Origin of the sequence: Bradyrhizobium sp. CIR18 (assembly GCF_014198295.1) — a bacterium.
In the GTDB taxonomy this organism is placed as follows: domain Bacteria; phylum Pseudomonadota; class Alphaproteobacteria; order Rhizobiales; family Xanthobacteraceae; genus Bradyrhizobium.
The window spans coordinates 159,038-183,221 of sequence record NZ_JACIHF010000015.1 but is presented as its reverse complement, the minus strand read 5'-3'; the positions used below and the strand labels follow the sequence as shown (position 1 = coordinate 183,221).

At 64.6% G+C, this 24,184-nt stretch carries 19 protein-coding genes; 12 read left to right on the top strand and 7 right to left on the bottom strand.

Annotated features, from left to right (window positions below; genetic code table 11):
- Positions 1 to 93: 93 nt before the first annotated feature.
- The 12 genes from GGD65_RS33035 to GGD65_RS32980 all read left to right on the top strand — a co-directional run bounded on the left by GGD65_RS33035 (position 94) and on the right by GGD65_RS32980 (position 13,826).
- Positions 94 to 1,689 carry an ABC transporter substrate-binding protein gene (locus GGD65_RS33035; RefSeq protein WP_018315572.1) on the top strand — a complete coding sequence of 532 codons (1,596 nt, stop codon included), beginning with the start codon at positions 94 to 96 and terminating at the stop codon, positions 1,687 to 1,689.
- 104 nt (positions 1,690 to 1,793) lie between these two features.
- The gene (locus GGD65_RS33030; RefSeq protein WP_026201522.1) at positions 1,794 to 2,774 is read left to right on the top strand and encodes an ABC transporter permease; all 981 of its coding nucleotides are present in this window, start codon (positions 1,794 to 1,796) and stop codon (positions 2,772 to 2,774) included.
- Between the two features lie 9 nt (positions 2,775 to 2,783).
- Complete coding sequence (locus GGD65_RS33025) at positions 2,784 to 3,755, top strand: ABC transporter permease (RefSeq protein WP_183237965.1); 972 nt, start codon at positions 2,784 to 2,786, stop codon at positions 3,753 to 3,755.
- Between the two features lie 28 nt (positions 3,756 to 3,783).
- Positions 3,784 to 4,770, top strand: coding sequence for an ABC transporter ATP-binding protein (locus GGD65_RS33020; RefSeq protein WP_183237964.1), 987 nt, complete (start codon positions 3,784 to 3,786; stop codon positions 4,768 to 4,770).
- Positions 4,767 to 5,756: an ABC transporter ATP-binding protein gene (locus GGD65_RS33015; protein ID WP_091953652.1), complete on the top strand. Its 990-nt coding sequence runs from the start codon at positions 4,767 to 4,769 to the stop codon at positions 5,754 to 5,756. Before GGD65_RS33020 ends, GGD65_RS33015 begins: the two co-directional genes overlap by 4 nt.
- Positions 5,757 to 5,837: 81 nt before the next feature.
- Positions 5,838 to 7,643 carry a gamma-glutamyltransferase family protein gene (locus GGD65_RS33010; RefSeq protein ID WP_183237963.1) on the top strand — a complete coding sequence of 602 codons (1,806 nt, stop codon included), beginning with the start codon at positions 5,838 to 5,840 and terminating at the stop codon, positions 7,641 to 7,643.
- Positions 7,644 to 7,652: 9 nt separating this feature from the next.
- Entirely contained in the window at positions 7,653 to 8,363 is a 711-nt protein-coding gene (locus GGD65_RS33005) for a DUF1028 domain-containing protein (protein ID WP_018315566.1), read from the top strand.
- Entirely contained in the window at positions 8,360 to 9,349 is a 990-nt protein-coding gene (locus GGD65_RS33000) for an ABC transporter ATP-binding protein (RefSeq protein ID WP_018315565.1), read from the top strand. The genes GGD65_RS33005 and GGD65_RS33000 overlap by 4 nt, the downstream gene beginning before the upstream one ends.
- Positions 9,349 to 10,455 (top strand): ABC transporter ATP-binding protein, encoded by a 1,107-nt coding sequence (locus GGD65_RS32995; protein ID WP_183237962.1) that lies wholly within the window; start codon positions 9,349 to 9,351, stop codon positions 10,453 to 10,455. Before GGD65_RS33000 ends, GGD65_RS32995 begins: the two co-directional genes overlap by 1 nt.
- 22 nt (positions 10,456 to 10,477) lie before the next feature.
- Entirely contained in the window at positions 10,478 to 11,986 is a 1,509-nt protein-coding gene (locus GGD65_RS32990) for an ABC transporter substrate-binding protein (RefSeq protein ID WP_183237961.1), read from the top strand.
- A 10-nt stretch (positions 11,987 to 11,996) separates the two neighbouring features.
- Positions 11,997 to 12,938, top strand: coding sequence for an ABC transporter permease (locus tag GGD65_RS32985; protein WP_183237960.1), 942 nt, complete (start codon positions 11,997 to 11,999; stop codon positions 12,936 to 12,938).
- 3 nt (positions 12,939 to 12,941) lie between these two features.
- A complete protein-coding gene (locus GGD65_RS32980) occupies positions 12,942 to 13,826 on the top strand; it encodes an ABC transporter permease (RefSeq protein WP_179739452.1) in 885 nt (294 codons plus the stop codon).
- Positions 13,827 to 13,942: 116 nt separating this feature from the next.
- Here GGD65_RS32980 and GGD65_RS32975 read toward each other — a convergent pair whose 3' ends face one another.
- The 7 genes from GGD65_RS32975 to GGD65_RS32945 form a co-directional block, all read right to left on the bottom strand.
- Positions 13,943 to 14,689: a hypothetical protein gene (locus GGD65_RS32975; RefSeq protein ID WP_018315560.1), complete on the bottom strand. Its 747-nt coding sequence runs from the start codon at positions 14,687 to 14,689 to the stop codon at positions 13,943 to 13,945.
- A gap of 9 nt (positions 14,690 to 14,698) precedes the next feature.
- Positions 14,699 to 15,949, bottom strand: a complete 1,251-nt coding sequence (locus GGD65_RS32970; protein WP_179739457.1) for an adenylate/guanylate cyclase domain-containing protein — start codon at positions 15,947 to 15,949, stop codon at positions 14,699 to 14,701.
- Positions 15,946 to 16,335 (bottom strand): response regulator, encoded by a 390-nt coding sequence (locus GGD65_RS32965; RefSeq protein WP_018315558.1) that lies wholly within the window; start codon positions 16,333 to 16,335, stop codon positions 15,946 to 15,948. Before GGD65_RS32965 ends, GGD65_RS32970 begins: the two co-directional genes overlap by 4 nt.
- Positions 16,332 to 18,923 carry an ATP-binding protein gene (locus GGD65_RS32960; protein WP_183237959.1) on the bottom strand — a complete coding sequence of 864 codons (2,592 nt, stop codon included), beginning with the start codon at positions 18,921 to 18,923 and terminating at the stop codon, positions 16,332 to 16,334. The genes GGD65_RS32965 and GGD65_RS32960 overlap by 4 nt, the downstream gene beginning before the upstream one ends.
- 146 nt (positions 18,924 to 19,069) lie before the next feature.
- Entirely contained in the window at positions 19,070 to 22,165 is a 3,096-nt protein-coding gene (locus tag GGD65_RS32955; protein WP_038972774.1) for a MexW/MexI family multidrug efflux RND transporter permease subunit, read from the bottom strand.
- 70 nt (positions 22,166 to 22,235) lie between these two features.
- Positions 22,236 to 23,429, bottom strand: a complete 1,194-nt coding sequence (locus GGD65_RS32950; RefSeq protein ID WP_018315555.1) for an efflux RND transporter periplasmic adaptor subunit — start codon at positions 23,427 to 23,429, stop codon at positions 22,236 to 22,238.
- 1 nt (position 23,430) lies between these two features.
- Positions 23,431 to 24,117, bottom strand: a complete 687-nt coding sequence (locus GGD65_RS32945; RefSeq protein WP_183237958.1) for a TetR/AcrR family transcriptional regulator — start codon at positions 24,115 to 24,117, stop codon at positions 23,431 to 23,433.
- Between the last annotated feature and the right edge of the window lie 67 nt (positions 24,118 to 24,184).

Here is a 24,184-nt window from a genome sequence, read left to right as displayed (position 1 = left end):
CTTGCACCGGTCGAGAACTCTGGGCAACATGGATCAATCAGCCCTGCCGAACAATCAAAAATCATCGGCACGGTAGAGTGGAGAGGGTCAAGAATGTCAGTCGGTCGAAGTCTGTTTGCGGCGACGCTCGCCGGTACGCTTGCGTTGACGGTCGCGCCGGCGTCGAGCCAGACGCTGCGTTATGCCAACCAGGGTGACCTGAAATCCCTTGATCCCTATACGCTGAACGAAAGCACCACCCACGCCCATCTCGGCCACGTCTATCAAGGCCTCACCGCGCGCGACAAAGACCTCAAGATCATTCCGGCGCTCGCCGAAAGCTGGGAAACCCCGGAGCCGACCCGCTGGCGCTTCCATTTGCGCAAGGGCGTGAAATTCCACAACGGCGACCCCTTCACCGCCGACGACGTCGTGTTCTCCGCCGATCGCGTCCGCAAGAAAGGGTCCAATATGCAGACCCGCCTTGCGCCCGACGTCAAGGTCGTCAAGGTCGACGACTACACCGTCGACTTCGTGTTGCCCTCGCCCAATCCCATCCTGCATAACTCGTGGGATGTCTGGTACATCATGGACAAGAAATGGGCCGAGGAGAACAACGTCGTCGACCCGACGCCGGTGGCGGCGACCACGCCGAGCTATGCCTCTCTCCACGAGAACGGCACCGGTCCGTTCACCATCGAAAGCCATCAGCCCGGCGTGAAGACGGTTTTCAAGGCCAACCCCAATTACTGGGGCAAGGTCGAAGGTAACCTGAAGGAGATCGTCTTCACCCCGATCGCTTCGGACGCAACCCGCGTCGCTGCGCTGCTCTCAGGCGAAGTCGACGTCATCGAGCCGGTGCCGATCCAGGACATCTCCCGCGTCGATTCCAGCCCGAACGCCCAGGTGCTGAAGGGGCCGGAGCTGCGCACCATCTTCATCGGCTTCGATCAGATGCGCGATGAGCTGCTCTACTCCAACATCAAGGGCAAGAACCCGTTCAAGGACGTCCGCGTCCGCGAGGCCTTCTACAAGGCGATCGACATCGAGCTGATCAAGAAGCGCGTGATGCGCGAGCTGTCGACGCCATCGGCGCTGATGATCGCTCCGGAGTTGTTCGCACTGTCCAAGGAGTTCACGCGGCCGAAATTCGACCCTGATGGAGCCAAGAAGCTCCTGACCGAAGCCGGCTATCCCGATGGCTTCGAGGTCACGATGGATTGTCCGAACGACCGTTACGTCAACGACGCCGCGATCTGCCAGGCCGTTGTCGGCATGCTGGCCCGCATCGGCGTCAAGATCAACCTGCTGGCGCAGCCGAAGGCGCAGTACTTCGCCAAGGTGTTGAAGCAGGGCGGCTACCAGACCTCATTCTACCTCCTGGGCTGGACGCCGAGCACGATGGACTCCCACAACGTGCTCTACGACATCATGGGCTGCCGCGACGATGCGAAATCCTCACGCGGCGAGGCCAATCTCGGCGGCTACTGCAACAAGGAGTTCGACGCCATCACCGACAAGGTGCTGGTCGAAACCGATACCGCCAAGCGCAACCAGCTGATCAAGCAGGCCTACGAAATCGGCAACAAGGACTGGTCCTACATCCCGCTGCACCAGCAGGCGCTGGCCTGGGGCGTGTCGAAGAAGGTCAACCTGCCGCAGCGCGCCGACAATCTGGTCATGTTCCATTGGGCGACCAAGAAGGAATAGTGCTAGTTGAACACGAGGTCCCGGCGGCGTCATGCATCCGGGACCTTTCCTTTTCCGGCTGACAAAGACGTCGACCGCACGCACACCCAAGGATAGTGGAAGGCATGCTCGCTTTCACTCTTCGCCGCGCCGTTCAGGCCATCGGCGTCATGTTCGCCGTCGGCATCATCGCCTTCTCGATGTTCCGTTTCGCAGGCGACCCCGTCAACCAGATCGTCTCGATCGACACGTCGGCGGCCGAACGCGAAGCCGTGCGCAAGTCGCTCGGCCTGGACGATCCCGTGCCGGTGCAGTTCGTGCGTTATTTCGCCGACGCCGCGCAATTCAAGTTCGGCGTCTCCTACCAGTTCCGCCAGCCGGTCTCGACCCTGTTGATGGAACGTATGCCGGCCACGCTGGAACTTGCGATCTGCGCCACCGTGTTTGCAATGGTGTTCGGCATTCTGATGGGCGTCTATTCGGCGCTGAGGCGCGACACCGTGCTCGCCAAATTATTCCAGGCGGTTTCGCTGATCGGCATCTCATTGCCGACTTTCCTGATCGGCATTCTCCTGATCTATCTGTTCGCGGTGACATTGGGCTGGTTGCCCTCGTTCGGCCGCGGCGAGGTGGTCAAGCTCGGCTGGTGGAGCACGGGCCTGCTCACGCTGTCGGGATTGAAGGCATTGATCATGCCCTCGATCACGCTCGGCCTGTTCCAGATGACCCTGATCATGCGGCTGGTGCGCGCGGAGATGCTGGAAGTGCTGCGAACCGACTATATCCGTTTCGCCCGCGCCCGCGGGCTGACTACCCGCGCCATCCATTTCGGCCACGCGCTGAAGAACACGCTCATCCCCGTCATCACCGTGGCCGGCCTTCAGTTTGGCTCGGTTATTGCATTTTCGATCATCACCGAAACCGTGTTCCAATGGCCGGGCATGGGACTCCTGTTCGTGCAGGCCGTGCAAAACGTCGATATCCCGATCATGGCCGCCTACCTGCTGATGGTCTCGCTGATCTTCGTCACCATCAATCTGGTGGTCGACATTCTCTACACCGTGGTCGATCCGCGCCTGCGCGCGACCGTCGGCCGCGCTACATAAGGCCCCTGCATGTCCGACGCCGTCGCCTCCAATTCCGACAAGCAGAGCGCGCCGCCCGCGCATGCCGGTCGCAGCTGGCTCAGCCGCGCCCTCGACAGCGACATCTTCTATTCGTTCCGCCGCTCCAAGCTGACCATGGTGGCAGCGGCCATTACCGCGCTGCTTTTCCTGCTCGCGATCTTTGCATCCGCGCTCGCGGTGCAGAACCCGTTCGATCCGGCGCAGCTCCAGTTGATGAACTCGCGCATCTCGCCGCTCTGGACCGCCGATGGCCAAAGCCCGTTCCTGCTCGGGACCGACGAGCAGGGTCGCGACGTGTTCTCCGCCATTCTCTACGGGATGCGCATCTCGCTCGCCGTCGGCGTGGCCGGTGTGATCTTCGCCGGCGCGCTCGGCATCGCCCTCGGCCTGATCGCCGGCTATTTCGGCGGCGCGGTCGATGGCGTGATCATGCGGATCGCCGACGTGCAACTGACCTTTCCCGCCATTCTGATCGCGCTGCTGGTCAATGGCATCGCGAAATCCATCCTCGGCAACCGCCTGGATGCCACCAGCATGCTGGTGGTGCTGGTGATCTCGATCGGCCTGAGTTTCTGGGTCGGGTATGCAAGGACGGTGCGCGGCTCCGTGATGGTCGAGAAGAACAAGGATTACGTGGCCGCCGCGCAGCTGATCGGCCTGCCCGCGCCCAAGATCATGCTGCGGCACGTGCTGCCGAACACGATGGGCCCGATCCTGGTCATCGCCACCATCAACCTCGCGCTGGCCATCATCACCGAGGCGACGCTGTCCTTCCTCGGTGTCGGCCTGCCCGACACCATGCCCTCGCTGGGCACGCTGATCCGCATCGGCAACAATTATCTGTTCGCGGGCGAATGGTGGATCGTCGCATTCCCCGGCCTCGCGCTGGCCGGGCTGATCCTGTCGATCAACCTGCTCGGCGACTGGCTTCGCGATGCGCTCAACCCGAAGCTCCGATGAGCAAAACCTCGACAAGAGCGCCTCACTCATGACCGAGCCCATCCTCTCCGTCCGCAACCTTCAGGTGGAGTTCGCCTCCCGCCGCGGCACGCTGCGCGCCATCGACGGCGTCTCCTTCGACATCGCCAAGGGCGAAGTGCTGGGCGTGGTCGGCGAATCCGGCGCCGGCAAATCCGTCACCGGCCTTGCCGTGATCGGCCTGATCGACCCGCCTGGCCGGATCGCGGGCGGCGAGATTCGCCTGGCCGGCCTGCGCATCGACAATCTGCCGCCGGAGGAGATGCGCCGCATCCGCGGCAAACGGATCGGCATGATCTTCCAGGACCCCCTCACCTCGCTCAATCCTCTCTACCGGGTCGGCGACCAGATCATCGAGACGATCCGAACTCACCTGAATCTCTCCGAGACGGCCGCCCGCCGCCGCGCCATCGACCTGCTTGCCGAGGTCGGAATTCCCGCGCCGGAAAAGCGCATCGACGGCTACCCGCACGAATTCTCCGGCGGCATGCGCCAGCGCGTCGTGATTGCGCTGGCGATCTGCGCCGAGCCCGAACTCATCATCGCGGACGAGCCGACCACTGCGCTCGACGTCTCCGTGCAGGCGCAGATCATCTCGCTGATCAAGCGGCTCGGCCGCGACCACGGCACCGCCGTGATGCTGGTGACGCACGACATGGGCGTGATCGCGGAGACCTCCGACCGCGTCGCCGTGATGTATGCCGGCCGTGTTGCCGAGATCGGTCCGGTGCAGGATGTCGTCAGAAATCCGCTGCATCCCTACGCCAAGGGCTTGATGGGCGCGATCCCGACGCTGGCCGGCGACGACAAGCGTCTCATGCAGATTCCCGGCTCGATGCCGCGGCTGTCGGCGATCCCGCGCGGCTGCTCGTTCAACCCGCGCTGCGCGTTCGTGTTCGATCGCTGTCGTGTCGATCGACCCGAGCCGCTGCCGCGCGGTGCGCAATCGGTCGCCTGCCATCTCTATGACAGCGTGCCGGCGGAGAGCGCGGCATGAGCGCTTCCTTCGTCCAGGCCACAAATCTGCGCCGGGTGTTCGACGTCTCGAAACCCTGGCTCAACCGCGTGCTCGAAGGCGGCCATCTCGAATATCTCAAGGCGGTCGATCACGTCACCTTCGACATCAGGAAGGGCGAGACCTTTGCGCTGGTCGGCGAGTCCGGCTCGGGCAAGACCACGGTGGCGCGGATGGTCGTCGGCCTGCTGCCGCCGAGCTCCGGCGATGTCTTGATCGACGGCGTCTCGATGACCGATCCGCGGCAGGCGCCGGCGCGCCGAAAGCTGCGCCGCCGCATCCAGATGATCTTCCAGGATCCCTATGCGAGCCTGAACCCGCGCTTCCGCGTCGATGCCATCATCTCTGAGCCGATCCGCGCCTTCGACCTGATCCAGGGTGAGCGCGACATCCAGGCGCGCGTCGGCGAGCTGCTCAGCCTGGTCGGCCTGCATCCCGACGATCGGTTGAAGTTTCCGCACGAATTCTCCGGCGGCCAGCGCCAGCGCATCGCGATCGCCCGGGCGCTCGCATCGGATGCCGAGTTCATCGTCTGCGACGAGCCGACTTCGGCGCTCGACGTCTCAGTGCAGGCGCAGATCCTGAACCTGATGCGCGACCTGCAGGACAAGTTCGGTCTGACCTACATGTTCATCAGCCACAACCTTGCCGTGGTCCGCCACATGGCGAGCCGCGTCGGCGTGATGTATCTCGGCCGCATCGTCGAGATCGCGGAAGGACGCGAGCTGTTCGCCCGTCCGCGTATGCCCTACACCAAGATGCTGCTGGGTGCCGTGCCCGACCTCGCCATGAGCGGCCGCCAACGCATTCCGGTGAAGGGCGAGATCCCGAACCCGATCAATCCGCCGCCCGGCTGCGCCTTCAATCCGCGCTGCCCGCTGGCGTTCGATCTCTGCCGCAAGGAGACGCCGGAACTGATTGACGGCGTCGCCTGCCACGCCGTCAACACCGCGCCGGTCCCGGCGTGACGCGCGCGTGCCATGCTGGCAGCGCATTGGCGGCGCGGCATCGCCTGTGATCAATTGCGCGCGCCGCAAATGAGGTAATCCATGGCCAGCAATGTCAATCCCGATCCCTTCACGACCCGCCCCGAGATCGAGGGCACGTTCGGGGTCGTCGCCACAACCCACTGGATCGCGACCGCCGTCGGCATGGCCATCCTGGAAAAGGGCGGCAATGCCTTCGACGCCGGCGTTGCCACCGCCTTCACGCTGCAGGTGGTCGAGCCGCATCTCAACGGCCCCGGCGGCGACGTGCCTGTCATCGTCCACGACGTGAAGCGCGGCCGCACCGAGGTGATCTGCGGCCAGGGCCCCGCCCCGGCGCGCGCCACCATCGCGCATTACAAGAGCGAAGGCCTCGACATGGTGCCCGGCACCGGCCTGCTCGCGGCCTGCGTCCCCGGCACCTTCGAATCCTGGATGATGCTGCTGCGCGACTACGGTACGATGCGCGTGCGCGACGTGCTGGAGCCCGCAATCTCCTATGCGCGCGACGGCTACCCGCTGGTGGAGCGCGCCTGCGCCACGATCCAGACCGTCGAACAATTATTCCGCAAGCATTGGCCAACGTCGGCCGCCGTCTACCTGCCGAACGGCGAGGTGCCGAAGCCCGGCACGCTCTTTACCAACAAAACGCTGGCCGCGACCTACGCACGAATTCTCAGCGAAGCCGAGAGCGGCGGCGGTGGCCGTGATGCCGAAATCGAGCGCGCGCGCAAAGCCTGGTCGCAAGGCTTCGTCGCGGAAGCCATCGACAAATTCTGCCGGACGCAAGAGGTGATGGACGTCAGCGGTTCGCCGCATCGCGGCGTGCTCTCTGCCGACGACATGGCGCGCTGGCAACCGACGATCGAAGCGCCGCTCACCTACGACTATGGCCGCTATACCGTCTGCAAGGCCGGAGTCTGGAGCCAGGGTCCGGTGACGCTGCAACAGCTCGCGCTGCTGAAGGGCTTTGCCCTCGACGGGCTCGATCCCACCGGGCCGGAGTTCATCCATCTCCAGATCGAATGCGCAAAACTTGCCTTTGCCGATCGCGAAAAATTCTACGGCGACCCCAAGTTCAGCGAGATCCCGATCGCGACGTTGCTATCGGACGCCTATAACGACGAACGTCGTAAGCTGGTTACCGAGAAGGCTTCGCTCGATCTCCGGCCCGGCGCAATCGAGAGCTTTGGCGGCGTCGTCAAGCTGCGCCGCGCTGAAGGCCAGCGCGAGGCCGTTGGCGCGCTCGGCGCCGGTGAACCAACCGTGGGGCGCTTCGGCGAGGTGCGCGGCGACACCGTGCATTTCGACATCATCGACAAAGCCGGCAACATGGTATCCTCGACGCCTTCAGGGGGCTGGCTGCAATCCTCGCCTGTCATTCCCGAGCTGGGTTTCTGCCTCGGCAGCCGCGCGCAGATGTTCGATTTGGAGGAGAACCAACCTGGTTCGCTCGCGCCGGGCAAGCGGCCGCGCACGACGCTGTCGCCGACCATGGCACTGCGCGACGGCGAGCCGTACCTCGCCTGGGGTTCGCCCGGCGGCGACCAGCAGGACCAGTGGATCACGCAGTTCTTCCTGCGCCATGTCCATTGCAATCTCAATCTGCAGGAGGCGATCGACGCGCCGGCTTGGCACTCCGAGCATTTCCCGATCTCGTTCTGGCCGCGTACAGCCCGCCCCGGCGTGCTCGTGGTCGAGAACCGCGTGCCCAAGGCGACGATCGAGAACCTTCGTGAGCGCGGACACATCGTGGAAGTTGGCCCCGACTGGTCCGAAGGCCGCCTCACCGCGGCCTCGCGCGTGGGCGTGCGGCGGCGCGCCGCCGCCAATCCGCGCGGCATGCAAGGTTACGCCGCGGGACGCTGAAGGCAGCACATGACCTGGTCGATCATCGCGCGAGACCCTGCTACCGGCCAGTTCGGCATCGCCGTTGCGACACGCTTCTTCGCCGTTGGGGCACGCGTGCCGTATATTGCTGCCGGCGTCGGCGCCATCGCGACGCAGGCCTTCGTCAATCCATATTACGGCATCGACGGCGTCAAGCTGCTGCGGGAAGGGCTCAACGCGCACGACGTGCTGGCCGCGCTGCTCGCGACCGACGATGGCCGCGAGAGCCGTCAGATCCACATCATGGATGCGAGCGGCGAGATCGCCGCCCATACCGGGCGCGACTGCGTCGACTGGTGCGGGCACATCGCAGGCAGCGGGTTCTCCATCGCCGGCAACATGCTGGCTGGCGCCGACGTGCTCGACGAGACCGCGAAGACCTATATCGCCAACGACAGTCTGTCCTTCCCGCGCCGCCTGCTCGCCGCGATGCGAGCGGGCGAAGCCGCCGGCGGCGACAAGCGCGGCAAGCAGTCCGCCGCGCTCTTGATCCATGGCGAGGAGGAATGGCCGGCACTGGATATTCGCGCCGACGACCATCCCGATCCGATCAGTGAGCTCGAACGGCTTGAGCAGGTCAGCCACGAGCTATGGGTTCATTTTCGCACATCCATGCCGACGCGGCAGAACCCGGCCGGCAATACCGATCGCAGCGTCATCGACGCCAGCATCCAAGCAGCGCGTGCAAGGCAATCATGAGCGCGAGCCCCCTCATCGAGATCAGGGACCTCCGCATCCGTTTCCACGGCGACGACGGCCGCATCACCCACGCGGTCGACAGTGTCGACCTCAGTGTCGCCAACGGCGCGACGCTCGGCCTCGTCGGCGAATCCGGTTGCGGCAAGAGCGTGACGTCGCTGGCGATCATGGGCCTGTTGCCGAAGCAAAGTGCGGAGATATCGGGCGCGATCCGCTTCGACGGCCTCGATCTCCTGCGGACGCCGGACCAGACCCTGCGCAATCTGCGCGGCAACCGGCTCGCGATGATCTTCCAGGAGCCGATGACCTCGCTCAATCCGAGCTTCACCATCGGCGACCAGATCATCGAGACCATTTTGCGCCACCGCGGCGGCTCGCGGAAAAGCGCGCGCGAGCGGGCGATCGAGCTGCTGCGCCGCGTCCACATCCCCTCGCCCGAGCGGCGGATCGACGAATATCCGCACAAGCTCTCCGGCGGCATGCGCCAGCGCGTGATGATCGCGATGGCGCTGGCCTGCGATCCGCGCCTGCTGATCGCGGACGAGCCGACGACCGCGCTCGACGTCACCTTGCAGGCGCAAATCCTGGAGCTGATGCGGGAGTTGAAAGCGGCAAGCGGCGCCGCGATCATCCTGATCACGCACGATCTCGGCGTGGTCGCCGAGGTCTGCGACGAGGTCGCGGTGATGTATGCCGGCGAGATCGTCGAGCGCGCGCCGGTGGACGACTTGTTCTCGGCGCCGCAGCATCCCTACACCGTCGGCCTGCTCGGCTCGATCCCGCGGCTCGACCATCGCGCCGAACAGCTTGCGACGATCGAGGGCATGGTGCCGAACATGGCGCAGCCGCCGGCAGGCTGCCGCTTCGCCGCGCGCTGCCCGTTCGTGCTGGACGCCTGCACCAAGGCACCGCCGCCATTGATCGAAGTCAGCCCCGGCCACCTTTCGCGCTGCATCCGCGCGCCGCTCGAACGTCTGGTGTCGTGATGGCGCTGCTCGAGGTCACGGGCCTGGTCAAGCATTTCGTCGCCGAGCGCTCGCTGTTCGGCCGGGCGCTGGCGCACGTCAAGGCGGTCGATGGCGTCTCCTTCTCGCTCGAAGCCGGCAAGACGCTGGCGCTCGTCGGCGAATCCGGATGTGGCAAATCCACCGTCAGCCGCCTGGTGCTGCGGCTGATCGAACCGGACGCGGGCACGGTGCGCTTCGACGGCCGCGATCTCCTCTCGCTTGATCCCAATGCGCTCCGCGCCTTCCGCCGCGAAGCGCAGATCATCTTTCAGGACCCCTACGCCTCGCTCAATCCGCGCATGACCGTCGGGCAGATCCTGACCGAGCCGCTGGCGCTGCACGATCTCGTGCCGCCGGCAGAGCGGCGCGCGCGCGTCGCGGAAATCTTGCGGCTGGTCGGGCTGGAGCCGAGGCTGGCACGGCGCTATCCGCACGAATTCTCCGGCGGCCAGCGCCAGCGCATCGCCATCGCCCGCGCGCTCGCGGTCGAGCCGAAGCTGATCATCTGCGACGAGCCGGTCTCGGCGCTCGACGTCTCGATCCGCTCGCAGATCCTCAATCTGCTGCGAGAGCTGCAGGATCGGCTCGGCCTCGCCTATATTTTCGTCTCGCACGACCTCGCTGTGGTCAAGCACATCGCCGACCACGTCGCGGTGATGAATCTCGGCCAGATCGTCGAGACGGCGGAGGCGGATGCGCTGTTCGCCTCACCCCGACATCCCTATAGCCGAGCGCTGCTGTCCGCGATCCCGCTGCCACAGCCGAAGGCGAAGCGCGCGACCGTCCTGCTCGAGGGCGAGATCCCGAGCGCGCTCAATCCGCCCGCTGGCTGCCGCTTCCACACCCGCTGCCCGTTCGTGATCGAGCGCTGCCGCAACGAGGCGCCGACGCTCTTGGCCGACGGCTCGGGCCACGCCACCGCCTGTCACCGCACGGCGGAGTTGCCGTCTGCCGACGCCATCCTGCCGGCAGCCGGCGGGTTTTCGCCGGCGCTTGCAAAATTGGTCGCGGCCTTCAGCCGAAAGACGGAAGGCGGGAGCCCTGCCGGGGTTGGTATACAAGGCGCCGCGCCCACAACGACGTAGCCGAAGCAATGGGGATTGTCCGATGAAGATGTTTCGCCTGGCCGCAACGGCCGCCGCTGTCCTGCTGTCGCTTGGAGCCGCGCAGGCCCAGACCACGCTGCGCATCGGCCTCGCCGAGGATCCTGATATCCTCGATCCCACGATGGCGCGCACCTATGTCGGCCGCATCGTGTTCTCCGCCTTCTGCGACAAGCTGTTCGACATCGACGAGAAGCTCAACATCGTGCCGCAGCTCGCCCTGTCGAGCGAGACCGCCGACGACGGCAAGGCGCTGGTCATCAAGCTCCGGCCGGGCGTGAAATTCCACGACGGCGAGCCATTCGACGCCGAAGCCGCAAAGTTCTCGCTGGAGCGGCATCTGACGTTCCCCGGCTCGTTCCGCAAGCCCGAGCTCGCCTCGGTCGATCATATCGAAATCGTCGATCCCCTCACGGTCAAGCTGGTGCTGAAGTCGCCATTCTCGCCGCTGCTGGCTCAGCTCACCGACCGCGCCGGGATGATGGTGTCGCCAAAGGCGGCGAAAGAGGCCGGCGACAAGTTCGGCCTGCGTCCGGTCTGCGCCGGCCCGTACAAATTCGTCGAGCGCGTGCAGCAGGACCGCATCGTGTTCGAGAAATTCGCGGACTATTGGAACAAGGACAACGTCTTCATCGACAAGATCGTGTTCCAGCCGATCGTCGATGCCACGGTGCGGCTCGCCAATCTGAAATCCGGCGGCCTCGATTTGATCGAGCGCGTGCTCGCCACCGACCTGAAGGAAGTCCGCGCGGATTCACGGCTGAAGGTCGCGACCGCGATCGAGCTTGGCTATCAGGGCGTCACGCTCAACATCGGCAAGGACAAGGCCAAGGGGCCGCTCAGCCAGTCCGCCAAGGTGCGGCAGGCGCTCGACCTCGCGATCGACCGCGAGGCGATTAATCAGGTCGTGTTCAACGGCGAGTTTCAGGTCGGCAATCAATGGGTCAATCCTGATCATCCCTACTATCAGAAATCCCTTCCGGTCCGTCCCCGCAACGTCGAGAAGGCCAAGGCATTGCTGAAGGAGGCCGGCGTGACACCGCCGGTCAGCGTCGATTTCCTGGTGCCGAAGGGCGCGGAGACCGAGACGCCGGCGCAGGTCATCCAGTCGATGGCGGCCGAGGCCGGGTTCGACATGAAGATCCGCCTCACCGAATTCGCGACCGGGCTGAAGCAGGCGGAGTCCGGCGATTACCAGGCCTATATGCTGGCGTGGAGCGGGCGCGTCGATCCCGACGGCAACACCTTTGTATTTCTGCACAGCGGTGCGCCGCAGAATTACGGCGCGTGGAACAACCCGCAGGCCGACAAGGCGCTGGAGGACGCGCGATCGGTCACCGATCCCACCAAGCGCAAGGCCAGCTATGAGGCCCTGGCCAAGCTGGTCCAGGACGAGGAGCCGCTGCTGTACCTCTACCACCGCCGCATCATCATCGCGCACACGACCAAGCTCGAAGGCTACAAGCAGATGCCCGACGGCCTCGTGCGCGTGATCGGGCTCAAGCTGAAGTGACGCCGCCAGAATGCTGAACTTCCTCGCCCGCCGCCTCGCGCAGATCGTGCCGACGCTGTTCTTCGTCTCGGTACTGATCTTCTCGCTGCAGCAATTGCTGCCGGGCGATCCCGCGCTGGTGATGGCGGGCGAAGAGCGCGATCCGGCCGTGATCGAACAGATCCGCCGCCAGTACCGGCTCGATCAGCCGGTCCCGGTGCAGTACGCCTACTGGATCAAGGGCGTACTCTCAGGCGATTTCGGCGAGTCGCTGCGCAACAAGATGCCGGTGCGCGAGCTGATCGCTCAGAAGCTGCCGGTGACGCTGCAGCTCGGCGCGATGGCGATCGTGATCGCGTTCCTGATCGGCATCCCCGCCGGCATCGTCGCAGCCGTGAAGAAAGGCTCGGCCTGGGATTACGGCGCGAACCTGTTTGCGCTATGGGGCATCTCGACGCCGAACTTCTGGCTCGGGATCATGCTGATCTTCCTGTTCTCGATCGAGCTTGGCTGGCTGCCGGCTTCCGGCTACGTGCCGCTCACCGAGAACTGGCGCGCGAGCCTGGCGGTCACCATCATGCCGGCTTTCGTGCTCGGCAACGCGATTGCCGCGGTCCTGATGCGGCATACCCGCAGCGCCATGCTGCAGGTGCTGGAAAGCGACTACGTCCGCACCGCCCGCGCCAAGGGACTGTTGGAGCGCTCGGTGATCCTGAAGCACGCGATGCGCAATGCGCTGACGCCCGTCATCACGCTCGGCGCGCTTGAGCTCGGCACGCTGTTATCAGGCGCCGTCCTGACCGAGCAGATCTTCTCCATTCCCGGCTTCGGCAAGCTGATCGTGGATGCCGTCTTCAACCGCGACTACGCCGTGGTGCAGGGCGTCGTGCTGGTGACGGCCACGATCTACATCACGCTGAACCTCGTTGCCGACATCGCCTATATCCTCGTCAATCCGCGGCTGCGGGGCTAGAGCATGACCGACGCCGCGCTGCCGGGCCCTCTCACGCAAGCCGACGAGCTGGATAGCCCGGCCCGCCGCGCGCGTCGGCGGCTGTTCAAGCGCAAGGCGGCGGTGTTCGGGCTCGTCGTGCTCACGATGTTCATCGTGCTCGCCGTGCTGGCCCCGCTCATCGTGCCCTATGATCCCATCGCGACGAGCTGGAGCCTGGTGCGCAAGCCGCCCACCGCGGCGCATTGGTTCGGCACCGACGAGCTCGGCCGCGACATCTTCAGCCGGATCGTCTACGGCGCGCGAGCCTCGCTGCTTGCGGGCCTCATCTCGGTCGCGATCGCGCTCGGCATCGGCGTGCCGCTCGGCCTGCTCGCCGGCTATCGCGGCGGCTTCGTCGATGCGCTGATCAGCCGGATCACGGATGCGATGCTGGCCTGCCCGTTCCTGATCTTGGCGATCGCGCTGGCGGCGTTCCTCGGGCCGAGCCTCGGCAATGCCATGATCGCAATCGGCATCTCCGCAACGCCGATCTTCATCCGCCTGACCCGCGGCCAGGTGCTCGTCGTCAAGGCCGAGGACTATGTCGAGGCCGCGCGCGCGCTCGGCAACCCGCCGTGGCGGATCGCGCTGTCGCATATCCTGCCGAACATCCTGCCCGCGCTGCTGGTGCAGGCGACGCTCTCGATCGCCGCCGCCATCATCGCCGAAGCCGCGCTGTCGTTCCTCGGCCTCGGCCAGCAGCCGCCGGCGCCGTCCTGGGGCAGCATGCTCAACGCCGCGCAACGCTTCCTGACGCAGGCGCCGTGGATGGCGATCTGGCCGGGGCTTGCGATCTTCCTCGTAGTGCTGTCGCTGAACCTGCTCGGCGACGGCCTGCGCGACGCGCTCGATCCGCGGCAGCGCTAGCTATTCCTCATGGTGAGGAGCGCGCCCTTCGCGCGTCTCGAACCATGAAGGCCCCGCTGCAACTCGTGGCCATCCTTCGAGACGCGGCCTGACGGCCGCTCCTCAGGATGAGGACCTCAAATCACCACTTCCCGCAACACGCGGCGGCAATCCATCTCGTATTCGAGATCGACTACCGGAGGGCGGGCGAAATGCCAGGTCAGGCCGGAGCGCAGCGCGCCGCGGCGGACCAGTTCGTCGGCGAGTGCGTGGTGGAAGTCGTGCACGGAGTAGGCCTGCACCGCGGTGGTGTCGCTCCAGCCGAAGCCGAAGGCCGCCATGCGGTTTTCCATCTGCGACGTCGTCGTGAAGCGCACCTTCTCCCGCAGCCCCTCCGGACTGAGGTCGCGATAGCGCACGGTGCGCTCGACATAGGTGCCGCCGCCCTCGCGCGCCTCGGCACCGCCCGATATCACGAAGGACGGCGCTTTCGAGCGGGTCGGACGCGTGAACGAGAACGCGTAGAACGACGGCTCTGACGGCGGATCGATCTCGGGACAGACATTGCTGCGCGCCACCGGATTGGTGGTGCCGTCGAAGATGCTCCATTCGGACAGCGTCTTCACATAGTGCAGGTTGAACGCGCGAAAGCCCTCTTCGCTGAAGGCTGCCGGTGAACGCAGCTCGCAGGCGCAGAATGCCGTCAGCGGCCGTCCTGCCTCCTGAATGAATCTTGCCGCCAGTGCAAACCCTTCCGCGAGCGGCACCAGACGATCGAAGCGGACACGCTCGATCTCGTAGCCGTCGTCCGCGGCCGCGCCGGCCGAATACTGGAACACGGACGGAATGAAGCGGTAATTGCCGGCAGCGAACTCACGAACCATGGCGAACTCCTATTCCAGTTGCATGCGAATGCCCTTGGCGCCGTTGAGTAGGCGCTTCAGGTGAAAGCCGGCCAGGGAATCGTCGGCGTGCATGCCGACCAGCGCGGCAAAGGCCGGCATGGCCGCGGCATCACCGGCCTCCATCTTGGCGAAAGCCTCCGAATACAGCGCCGTTTCCGGCGCTTCGAACTTGCCCGGTGGGAGCGGCTCGAACGCGCGCAACGGCTCGCTGCGTCCGCGCAGCATCAGCTCCCCCACGGGGCGGCCTTGAAAATTCTCAGCCGCCTCGGCGACGCTGGCGCTGACGCAAATGCGGGTGCCCAGATGCTTGTTGGCGGCCTCCAGCCGCGCCGCGATGTTGATGGAGTCCCCATACGCGGTGTAATCGAAGAAGCGGTTGCCGCCGAAATTGCCGACCAGCGCGGGACCGGCGTGAATGCCGATGCGGGTGGCACCGAAGGTCACGCCCATGGCGCTCTGGCGCGCGCGAAAGTCCTGCGCCCAGGCATCGAGCTCATGGGCGCAGGCGACCGCACGCGTGGCATAATCCGGCTGATCGCCGGGCGCGTTGAAGAGTACCTGGATCGCATCGCCGATGATCTTTGCGACCGTGCCCTCATGGGCGAAGACGATTTCGGTCATGCCGCCGACATACTCGTTAAGCAACTTGCCCAACGTCTCGGGCGGTGCGCTCTCGACCAATGAGGTGAAGCCGGTAATATCGGTGAAGATGGTGGCGACATCGCGCCACTGCACTTCGATGCCCTCGCCGTCGCCGCTGGCGGCCAGACGCTTGGCAAGCTCGGGCGAGAAATGACGCGATAGCGCGGCATGGGCGCGCTCGGCTTCCATCTGGCGCCGCCGCACCTCGCGCAGCATCTCGATATGGCGGATGGTCTTCTCGATGGTGGCTTCCAGATCGGCGAAGTCGATCGGCTTGGTCAGGAAGTCGAACGCGCCGCGGTTCATTGCGGTGCGGATATTGCTCATGTCGCCATAGGCCGAGACAATGATGGTCGACTTCTTGTCCTCGGCCTCCTGGAGTTTCGCGAGCAGCGAGAGGCCATCCATCCTGGGCATGTTGATATCGGAGACCACCATGTCGACCTGCGGGTTCTGCTCGAGCGAGGCCAGCGCCTCGATACCGTCGCGGGCGAATATGATGGCGACCTGTCCGTCGCGGATCTGCCTGCGAAACTTTTGCAGGACCAGCGCTTCGAGATCCGGCTCGTCGTCGACGAAGAGGATGGTCGCGCTCATGCGGCTTGCTCGAGCCTCGTGTCGATCTCCTGTCGCAGCAAGGCAAAGTCGATCGGCTTGGTGAGAAGCCCGACGGCGCCGCGCTCGATCGCCTTTCGCCGCGTCTCGGCGTCGCCATAGGCCGTGATCATGATGACGGGGACGTCCGGATGCGCGGCACGCACCTTCGGCAGCATGTCGAGCCCGCTCATGCCGGGCATGTTGATGTCGGACAGGATCAGGATCAGCGAGGGATCGCGAACCTCGGCGGCCCGCTTGAGCGCATCGGGCGCCGAGGAGGCGAACTCCATCTGGAAGCGGCCGGCGCGCAGCTCGCGCCGGAATTGCTGCCGGAACAGCGCCTCGACGTCGGGCTCGTCGTCGACGACCAGGATGTAAACGTTCACGACTTGCCTCCGGAAGTGCCGTCCGCCGCCATCGTGCGCGGCAGGGTGATGATGAACTCGGTGAATACACCTTGTGTGGTGTTCACGTCGATGGTGCCACCGTGCTGCTTCACGACGATGTCATGGCTCATGGAGAGGCCGAGCCCAGTGCCCTCGCCGGCCGGCTTGGTGGTGAAGAAGGGATTGAACATCTTCTCCTTCACCTCGGGCGGAATTCCCGTGCCATTGTCACGAATCCGGATCTCGACCCTGCCACCAAGGTCCTTTGTTGCTGCGCTCAAACTCGGCTCGAAGGTCTCACCCGCGCTCTCCTTGCGCTTGGCCGTGGCATAGAAGCCGTTCGAGATCAGGTTGAGCAAGACGCGCGTGATCTCCTGCGGATAGATGTCGACCATACCGGCAGCGGGATCGAACGTGCGCTGGAGCGTAACGTTGAAGGACGGCCGTTCGGCGCGCGCGCCATGATAGGCGAGATTGAGGCTCTCCTCGACGATCGCATTGATGTCGACGGCCCGATGCTCGCCGGAACCCTCGCGCGAATGCAGCAGCATGTTCCTGACGATGGAATCGGCGCGCTTGCCGTGCTGCACCACCTTCTCGAGATTGCTCCTGAGCATGCGGGTCAGCTCGTCGACCTCCTCCCTGGTCTTGCCGTCGAGCGCAGCCGATTGCAGCGCCTCGTTGAGCTCATCGATCAGCTCCGTCGAGAGAGCGGAGAAATTGTTGACGAAGTTGAGCGGGTTCTTGATCTCGTGGGCGATGCCGGCGGTGAGCTGGCCGAGCGAGGCAAGCTTCTCGGTCTGGACCAGGCGATCCTGGGCGGCGCGCAGCTCGCTCAGGGATTGGGACAGTGCCTCGGTGCGCTCACGCAACTCTCGAAGCAGCCGCGTGTTCTCGATGGCGATGACCGCTTGCCTGGTGAAGTTTTCGACCAGCGCGATCTGCTTGTCCGTGAAGAGCCGTACCTCCTTTCGAAAGATCGTAATCGCGCCGATCAATTGATCTTCCTTAAGCATGGGGACGACCATGAGCGTGCGGGCTCCGGCAACCTCCACCATCGGAATGACATTGGGAACGCGAGCCAGGTAAGCCGGGCTCTCCCTAAGATCGGGAACCTGCGAAGACTTGCGTGTCTTGACGACAGTTTCAAGCGTGGTGCCGGGATAAGGACGCATCGGTGTGCGTCGCCTGAAATCAGAGAACTCGGATGGAAGGTTGTAGTCCGCAGCCAGATTGAACTCTTCGCCGTCCCAAAAATTCATCGTTCCAAAGGATGCGCCGCACACGCGCGTGGCATTCTCCAGCATTTTGCGAAACACCGGCTCCAGCTCGCCCGGCGAGGAGCTGATCACTTCCAACACTTCGGACGTTGCGGTCTGCTGTTCCAGCGATTCCCGCAGTTCCGCAGTGCGCTGCTCGACCTTGTTTTCGAGGTCGGCATAGGATTCCTGCAAGCGGGCGCCCATGTCGTTGAACTGGTCGGCGAGCTCTTCGAGCTCGTCGCCCGTCCGGATCGAGATGCGCTGGGAGAAGTCGCCACCGCCGATCCGTTCCGCACCGCTGCGCAGGGCCTGGATCGGCCCGACCATGCGGCGCGCAAGGAATACCCCCGCAAGCACCGCGAAGATCGACGCCCCGAGCAGCACGATCGCAAGCCGCTGCAGCGAGGCGTAGAGCGACGCATAGGCCTCCTCGACCGGCAGCTCGACGAACATGGTCCAGTGCAACGGCTCGATTGGCGCCGATGCGGTCAGGACCTTCTGGCCCTGGATGTTGCGCGCTTCCTCGAGCGCGTCCGGCATGGTGCCGCCGGCCGCCTGCGCGGCGCGCACCTGTGCGAGGCCGGACATGTCGGTGTTGCGCAGCACGAGACTGATATCGGGATGCGCGATCAGGCGCCCTTCCGGGCCGACCACATAGGCATGCCCGTGCTGGCCGACCTTGATCTGCGAGACCACGTCCCAGATCAGCTTGAGATTGACCTCGGCGATGCTGACACCGGCATCCCTGCGCGCGCCGGCCAGCGCCAGCGTCATGTAGGGCTCGGACTCCCGGCGGAAATAGACCGGGCCGTAATAGACCTTGTGCGCGACCGCCTCGGTGAACTTCGGATCATTGGACAGGTCGATCCCGCTCTCGATCGCGTCCATCGCCAGCCGCGAGACCCGCAACCGTTCCTTGCCGGTCGAATCCACCTGGGCAAGCTCGGTGATCCCGGGCACCTGGCGCAGCAGCCGCAGCGCGTCGAACCGGCGCTGCTCGGTCGAGCCCGCCGACCACGGCAGTTGCGTCGTCCATCCGAGCTGGTTCTCGATTTCCTTGACGAATTGGCCGATCTTAGCTGCGGCCGCCTCGGCCTGCTCATGCTGGACCCGGATCAGCGAAGCCTTGTGCTCGCGATAATAGAAGAAGACCTCGAACAGGCCGTTGGCCAGCAGCGCGATGGCGACGACAGCCACGAACAGCGCGACATATTTGGTGAACAGCCGAGTCCTGATCCCCCGCCCCGCACCCGCGCCGGCAGCATCCGAGGCCGCGCTCGGCAGCGTCCTGGCTTGCGGGGTGTCGGGATGGAGAGAAAGGCTCATCACCCGGAACCTAGCAAGAAGACGGGACCTTGTCTTTCGCAAGCGCGGGATAAGGCCCCATCCAGTGAGCCCGGCGCCCGGACGCAACAAAAAGGGCGACAGCGGACCCGCCGCTGCCGCCCTCGTTCGCTTGCTAGCTTGCGGCGTCAGGTCGGCCGCAGGGCCTTGGAGCCAAGGTCGAGCTCATTGACCTGCTTGTTCCGCTCGGAATCGGCGGCCGCGCGATGGTCGGTTGCCAGCACCACATAGACCGCGGGCAGCACGAACAGCGTGAACAGCGTGCCGATCGACATGCCGGCCACGACGACCAGGCCGATCGAGAAGCGGCTGGCCGCGCCCGCGCCGGTCGCAGTCAGGAGCGGGATCAGTCCGGTCACCATCGCGGCCGTCGTCATCAGGATCGGCCGCAGGCGGATGCGGGCCGACATTTCGATGGCCGAGCGGCGGTCGAGCCGCTCGTTGACCTGGAGCTCGTTGGCGAACTCCACCATCAGGATGCCGTGCTTGGTGATCAGGCCGACCAGGGTGAGCAGACCGACCTGGGTGTAGATGTTCATGGTCGCCACGCCGAAGAATAGCGGGATCAGCGCACCGACGATCGCCATCGGCACCGAGATCATGATCACCAACGGGTCACGCAAGCTCTCGAACTGCGCGGCCAGCACCAGGAAGATGATGATGAGCGCGAAGCCGAAGGTGATCGCAAGCTGATTGCCTTCCTGCACGTACTGCCTGGAGTCGGCGAGATAGTCGTGGCTGAAGCCTTGCGGCAGCTTCTTGGCCTCGCTTTCGAGGAAGTCGACCGCCGCACCGACGGTCACGCCGGGCATCGGCACGGCCGAGAACGTCGCCGAATTGAGCTGATTGTAGTGCGTCAGCGAGTTCGGATCGGTCTTGGTCTCGATCGACACCACCGTCGACAGCGGAAGCTGCTGGCCGGTGTTGGTCGTCACATAGAAGCCACCGAGCGATTCCGGCGACAGCCGCTTGGCGCGCGGAACCTGCGGGATCACCTGGTAGGACCGGCCCTCCAGATTGAAGCGATTGACGTAGTTGCCACCCAGCAGGACCGCGAGCGTGGCGCCGAGGTTCTGCATATTGACGCCGAGATCCTGCGCCTTGGTGCGGTCGATCGTGACCTTCACGTTCGGCTGGTTGTAGGCAAGATCGCTGTCGGAGACGATGAACATGCCGCTCTTGCGCGCAGCGTCCTTCAGCTTCTCCATCTGCTCATAGACCGTCTGGAACCCGGCGGTGGAATTGATCACCATCTGCACCGGAAGACCGCCCGGCCCGCCCGGCAGCGGCGGCAGGTTGAATGCGAAGGCCTGCACGCCCTCGATCTTGGAGAGCTCGGCCTGCACCAGCGGCTTCAACTGGATCGACGAGCGCTTGCGCTCCTCCCAGGGCTTGAGCAGCATGCCGGCGATGCCGCCCTGCGGGCCGTTGATGCCGTTCAGCACGAAACGCAGATCGGTTTCGGGGAATTTCGAAAACTCATGGTCGAGCTTGTCGCCGTAGAAATCGACATAGTCGATGTTGGCGTATTTCGGCGCTTTGGTCACCGCGAACACGATGCCCTGGTCTTCCTCAGGCGCCAGCTCCTTCGACGTGTGCATGTAGAGGAAGCCGACGAGTCCGAGGATCGTCACCGCGAACAGGCCCGTGATCGCCTTGTAGTCGAGCGAGCGGTCGAGCCTGCGGCCGTACCAGCGCGTCAGCGCACCGAACACCTTGTTGACGGCCTTGGCGAAGCGGCCCTCTTCGGTGTTCTTGAGCAGCACCGAGCACATCATCGGCGACAATGTCAGCGCGATCACGCCCGACACGATCACCGAGCCCGCCAGCGTGAAGGCGAATTCGCGGAACAGCGATCCGGTGAGGCCGCCAAGGAAGCCGATCGGCGCGTACACCGCGGCGAGCGTGATGGTCATCGAGATGACCGGGCCGACGATTTCACGCGCGCCTTGCAGCGACGCCTGGACCGGCGTCTTGCCCTCCTCCAGATGGCGATGGATGTTCTCCACCACGACGATAGCGTCGTCGACCACAAGGCCGATCGCCAGCACCATCGCGAGCAGCGTCAGAAGGTTGAAGCTGAATCCCAGCGCCAGCATCAGGGTGCAGACGCCGATCATCGACAAGGGAATCGTGACGACGGGAATGATGACCGACCGCAGCGACGCCAGGAACAGGAAGATGACCACGATCACGATGATCACGGCTTCGCCGAGCGTCTTCTCCACCTCGTCGATCGAGGACTGGATGAACTTGGTCGAGTCGTAGGCGACCTTCATCTTCATCGACGGCGGCAGATTGCGCTCGAGTTCGGGGAACAGCGCGCGCACGCCCTTGACCAGCGTCAGCGGGTTGCCCTGCGGGGTTGCCTGCACACCGATGAAGATCGCGTGCTCGCCGTTGAAGGCGACGCTCGCATCCGTGCTTTGGGCGGCAAGCTCGACGGTGCCGATGTCCTCCATCCGCACGAAGCCGCCGTCCTTGGCCTTGACGATCATCTTCTTGAACTGGTTGACGTCGGTCAGGCCTGTGTTCGTCGAGACGTTCGAGACGATGAGATAGCCCTTGGTCTGGCCCGCCGCGGACTGAAAGTTGTTGGCGGTGATCGCCGCAGCGACGTCAGCCGGCGACACGTTGCGGCCGGCCATCTTCTCGGGATCGAGCCACAGCCGCATCGCGAAGGTCTGGCCGCCGAGAATGTCGGCGGAAGCCACGCCGTCGACGGTCGACAGCACGGGCTGCACCACGCGCGTCAGATAATCCGAGATCGCCGAGCCCGAGAGCTCCTCGGACGAGAAGCCGAGATACATCACGGCCGTAGTCTGGCCCGTGGTCTTGGTGACGATCGGGTCGTTGGATTCCTTCGGGATCAGGTATTTGACCGAATTCGTCTTCGCCAGCACCTCGGTGAGAGCCTGGTTCGGATCGAAGTTCAGCTTGATGTAGACCTGGATCGTCGAGGTGCCGAGCACCGAGGACGAGGTGATGTAGTCGACGCCCTCGGCGGACGCGACCGCCTGCTCGATCGGCGTGGTGATGAAACCCTGGATCAGATCCGCGGACGCGCCCGGATAGACGGTCGTGATGTTGATGACCGTGTTCGACAGCTTGGGATATTGCCGGATCGGCAGCACCATCGCCGCGCGCAGGCCGATCAGCAGGATCAGCAGACTGACGACGACCGACAGAACCGGGCGTTTGATGAAAATATCGGTAAAGCGCATCGCGGCGATCTCGATTTATATGTCTCAAGAAAAGTGATCCGGCCGAGCCGGATCACTTGAATGCAGAGGGTCAGTAGCGCGGCGGCTGCGCCGGGATCTGCGGAGCCGGGTCGGTCGAAATCGACACCGCCGCGCCCGATTGCAGCTTGAGCTGGCCGACGGCAACGACCTTGTCGCCCGCCTTCACGCCCTTGATGATTTCGACGCGACCTTCGACCCGGTTGCCGGTCTGCACAAAGGTGCGCACCGCGGACAGGCTGGTCTTGCCGTCTTCTTCCTTCTTCTCGGTGATCACGAACACCGAGTCGCCGTACAGCGTGTAGTCGACCGCCGTCTCCGGAACGGTGATCACGGCCGGCTTGTCCGGCAGCACCACCGTGGTGGTCACGAACATGCCGGGCTTCAGGATCTTCTCCGGATTGGCGATCGTCGCCTGCACGCGGATGTTGCGGGTGTCGGTCGAGATTTGCGGTTCGATCGTGGTGATCTTGCCTTCGAAGATACGGCCCGGATAGGCATCGACCTTCAACTTGACAGTCTGGCCGACCTTGAGGCTGCCGGAATCCTTTTCCGTCACGGTGAAGTTGGCCCACAGCTCCGACAGATCGGTCAACGACACGATCGCCGTACCCGCCGTCAGATACTGACCGACCTCGACCTTGCGGACGCCGAGATCGCCGGAGAACGGTGCGCGCACCAGCTTCTGCGAGATCAGCGCCTCGGTCTTGGCGATGCCGGCCTGCGCCTGGTCGTAGGCGGCCTGCGCGGTATCGACGGTCGCCTGCGGACCGAACTGGCGCGCGGCCAGCTGCTTGGCACGATCAAGCGACAGCTGCGCGACGGTCGCCTGGGCCTTGTAATTGGCAAGGTCGCCCTGCTCCGGCGCGTCGAACAGCTGGACCAGCGGCGTGCCGGCTTCGACGCGCGTGCCCGGCGCGAACTTGATCTCGGTGACGCGGCCGTTGACGTCGGCACTGACGTCGACCTGGTGCACGGCGACGAGGCCGCCGACCGCGGTGAGCAGGTTCGGCACCACCTCGGACTTGGCCTCCGCCGCGCTGACAGCGGTCGGCGGCGGCTTGTTGTTGGCGAAGAACTGCTTGATCATCTGGCCGCGGAAATAATTGAACCAGACGAGGCCGCCGACCAGCACCGCCAGGAGCGTGCCGACGATGATGAACCAGAGCACCGGCCGGACCGGACGCTTGGGAGCCTTGTTGTCGATCGGTTCGCCCGAAATCTTGTGTTCGGTTACGATGTTCATGTCATGCACTCTCTGCAATCGCCGCCTTGCCGGCACCCGCGGCCTGATTGTGGCCCAGATGCGAAGCAATTGCGGCGTCGTTAAGTCCGATACCCCTCAGGAGAAACTCACACAGCTGCCGCTCGAGGTCTTCAGCCTTGCCGTAAGCGAGGCAAGGCGTGGCCGGCAGCCTGGTCAGCGCCGCAGTCATCACCGAGTGATGCGCAAACCAGAACAGGTTGAGTGGATTGCCGCTGCATAGCCGCGCGTCCCCGGCGGCAACGGCACGTTCGAGCGAGGAGACGAAGATCGCCCCGATCAGCGTCTCGATCTTGGCATACAGCAAACGGGCGAATTCGCCATCATCCAAATGGCTCGTGGCCATCAGTCGCAGGCGCTGAGCCTCTTCCTGATCGGGACCATCAGCGATGTGCAGGAAATGCTCGACCATGCCGCGGATCACTTCGACCAGCGTGGCGGTCGAAGGCTCCCGCTCGAGAAGCTCGGTGAGCGCCGGGTCGGCCTCGCATTCGTCGCTGAGGATTTCGGCGTAGAGCGCCGCCTTGGACGGGAAATGCTTGAACAGCAACGCCTCGGAAATGGCAGCGGCGGCCGCCACGCTCTTGGTCGTGGTGCCGGTATAGCCATGTCGGGCAAAGCAGCGTTTCGCGGCTCCGAGGATCAATTGACGCCTCAGGTCGCTCGTCATACGCAATGAGCTCATGCTAGTGAGTAAGCACTCACCCACGCAAAAAGTCAAGCACTATGTTGCATCG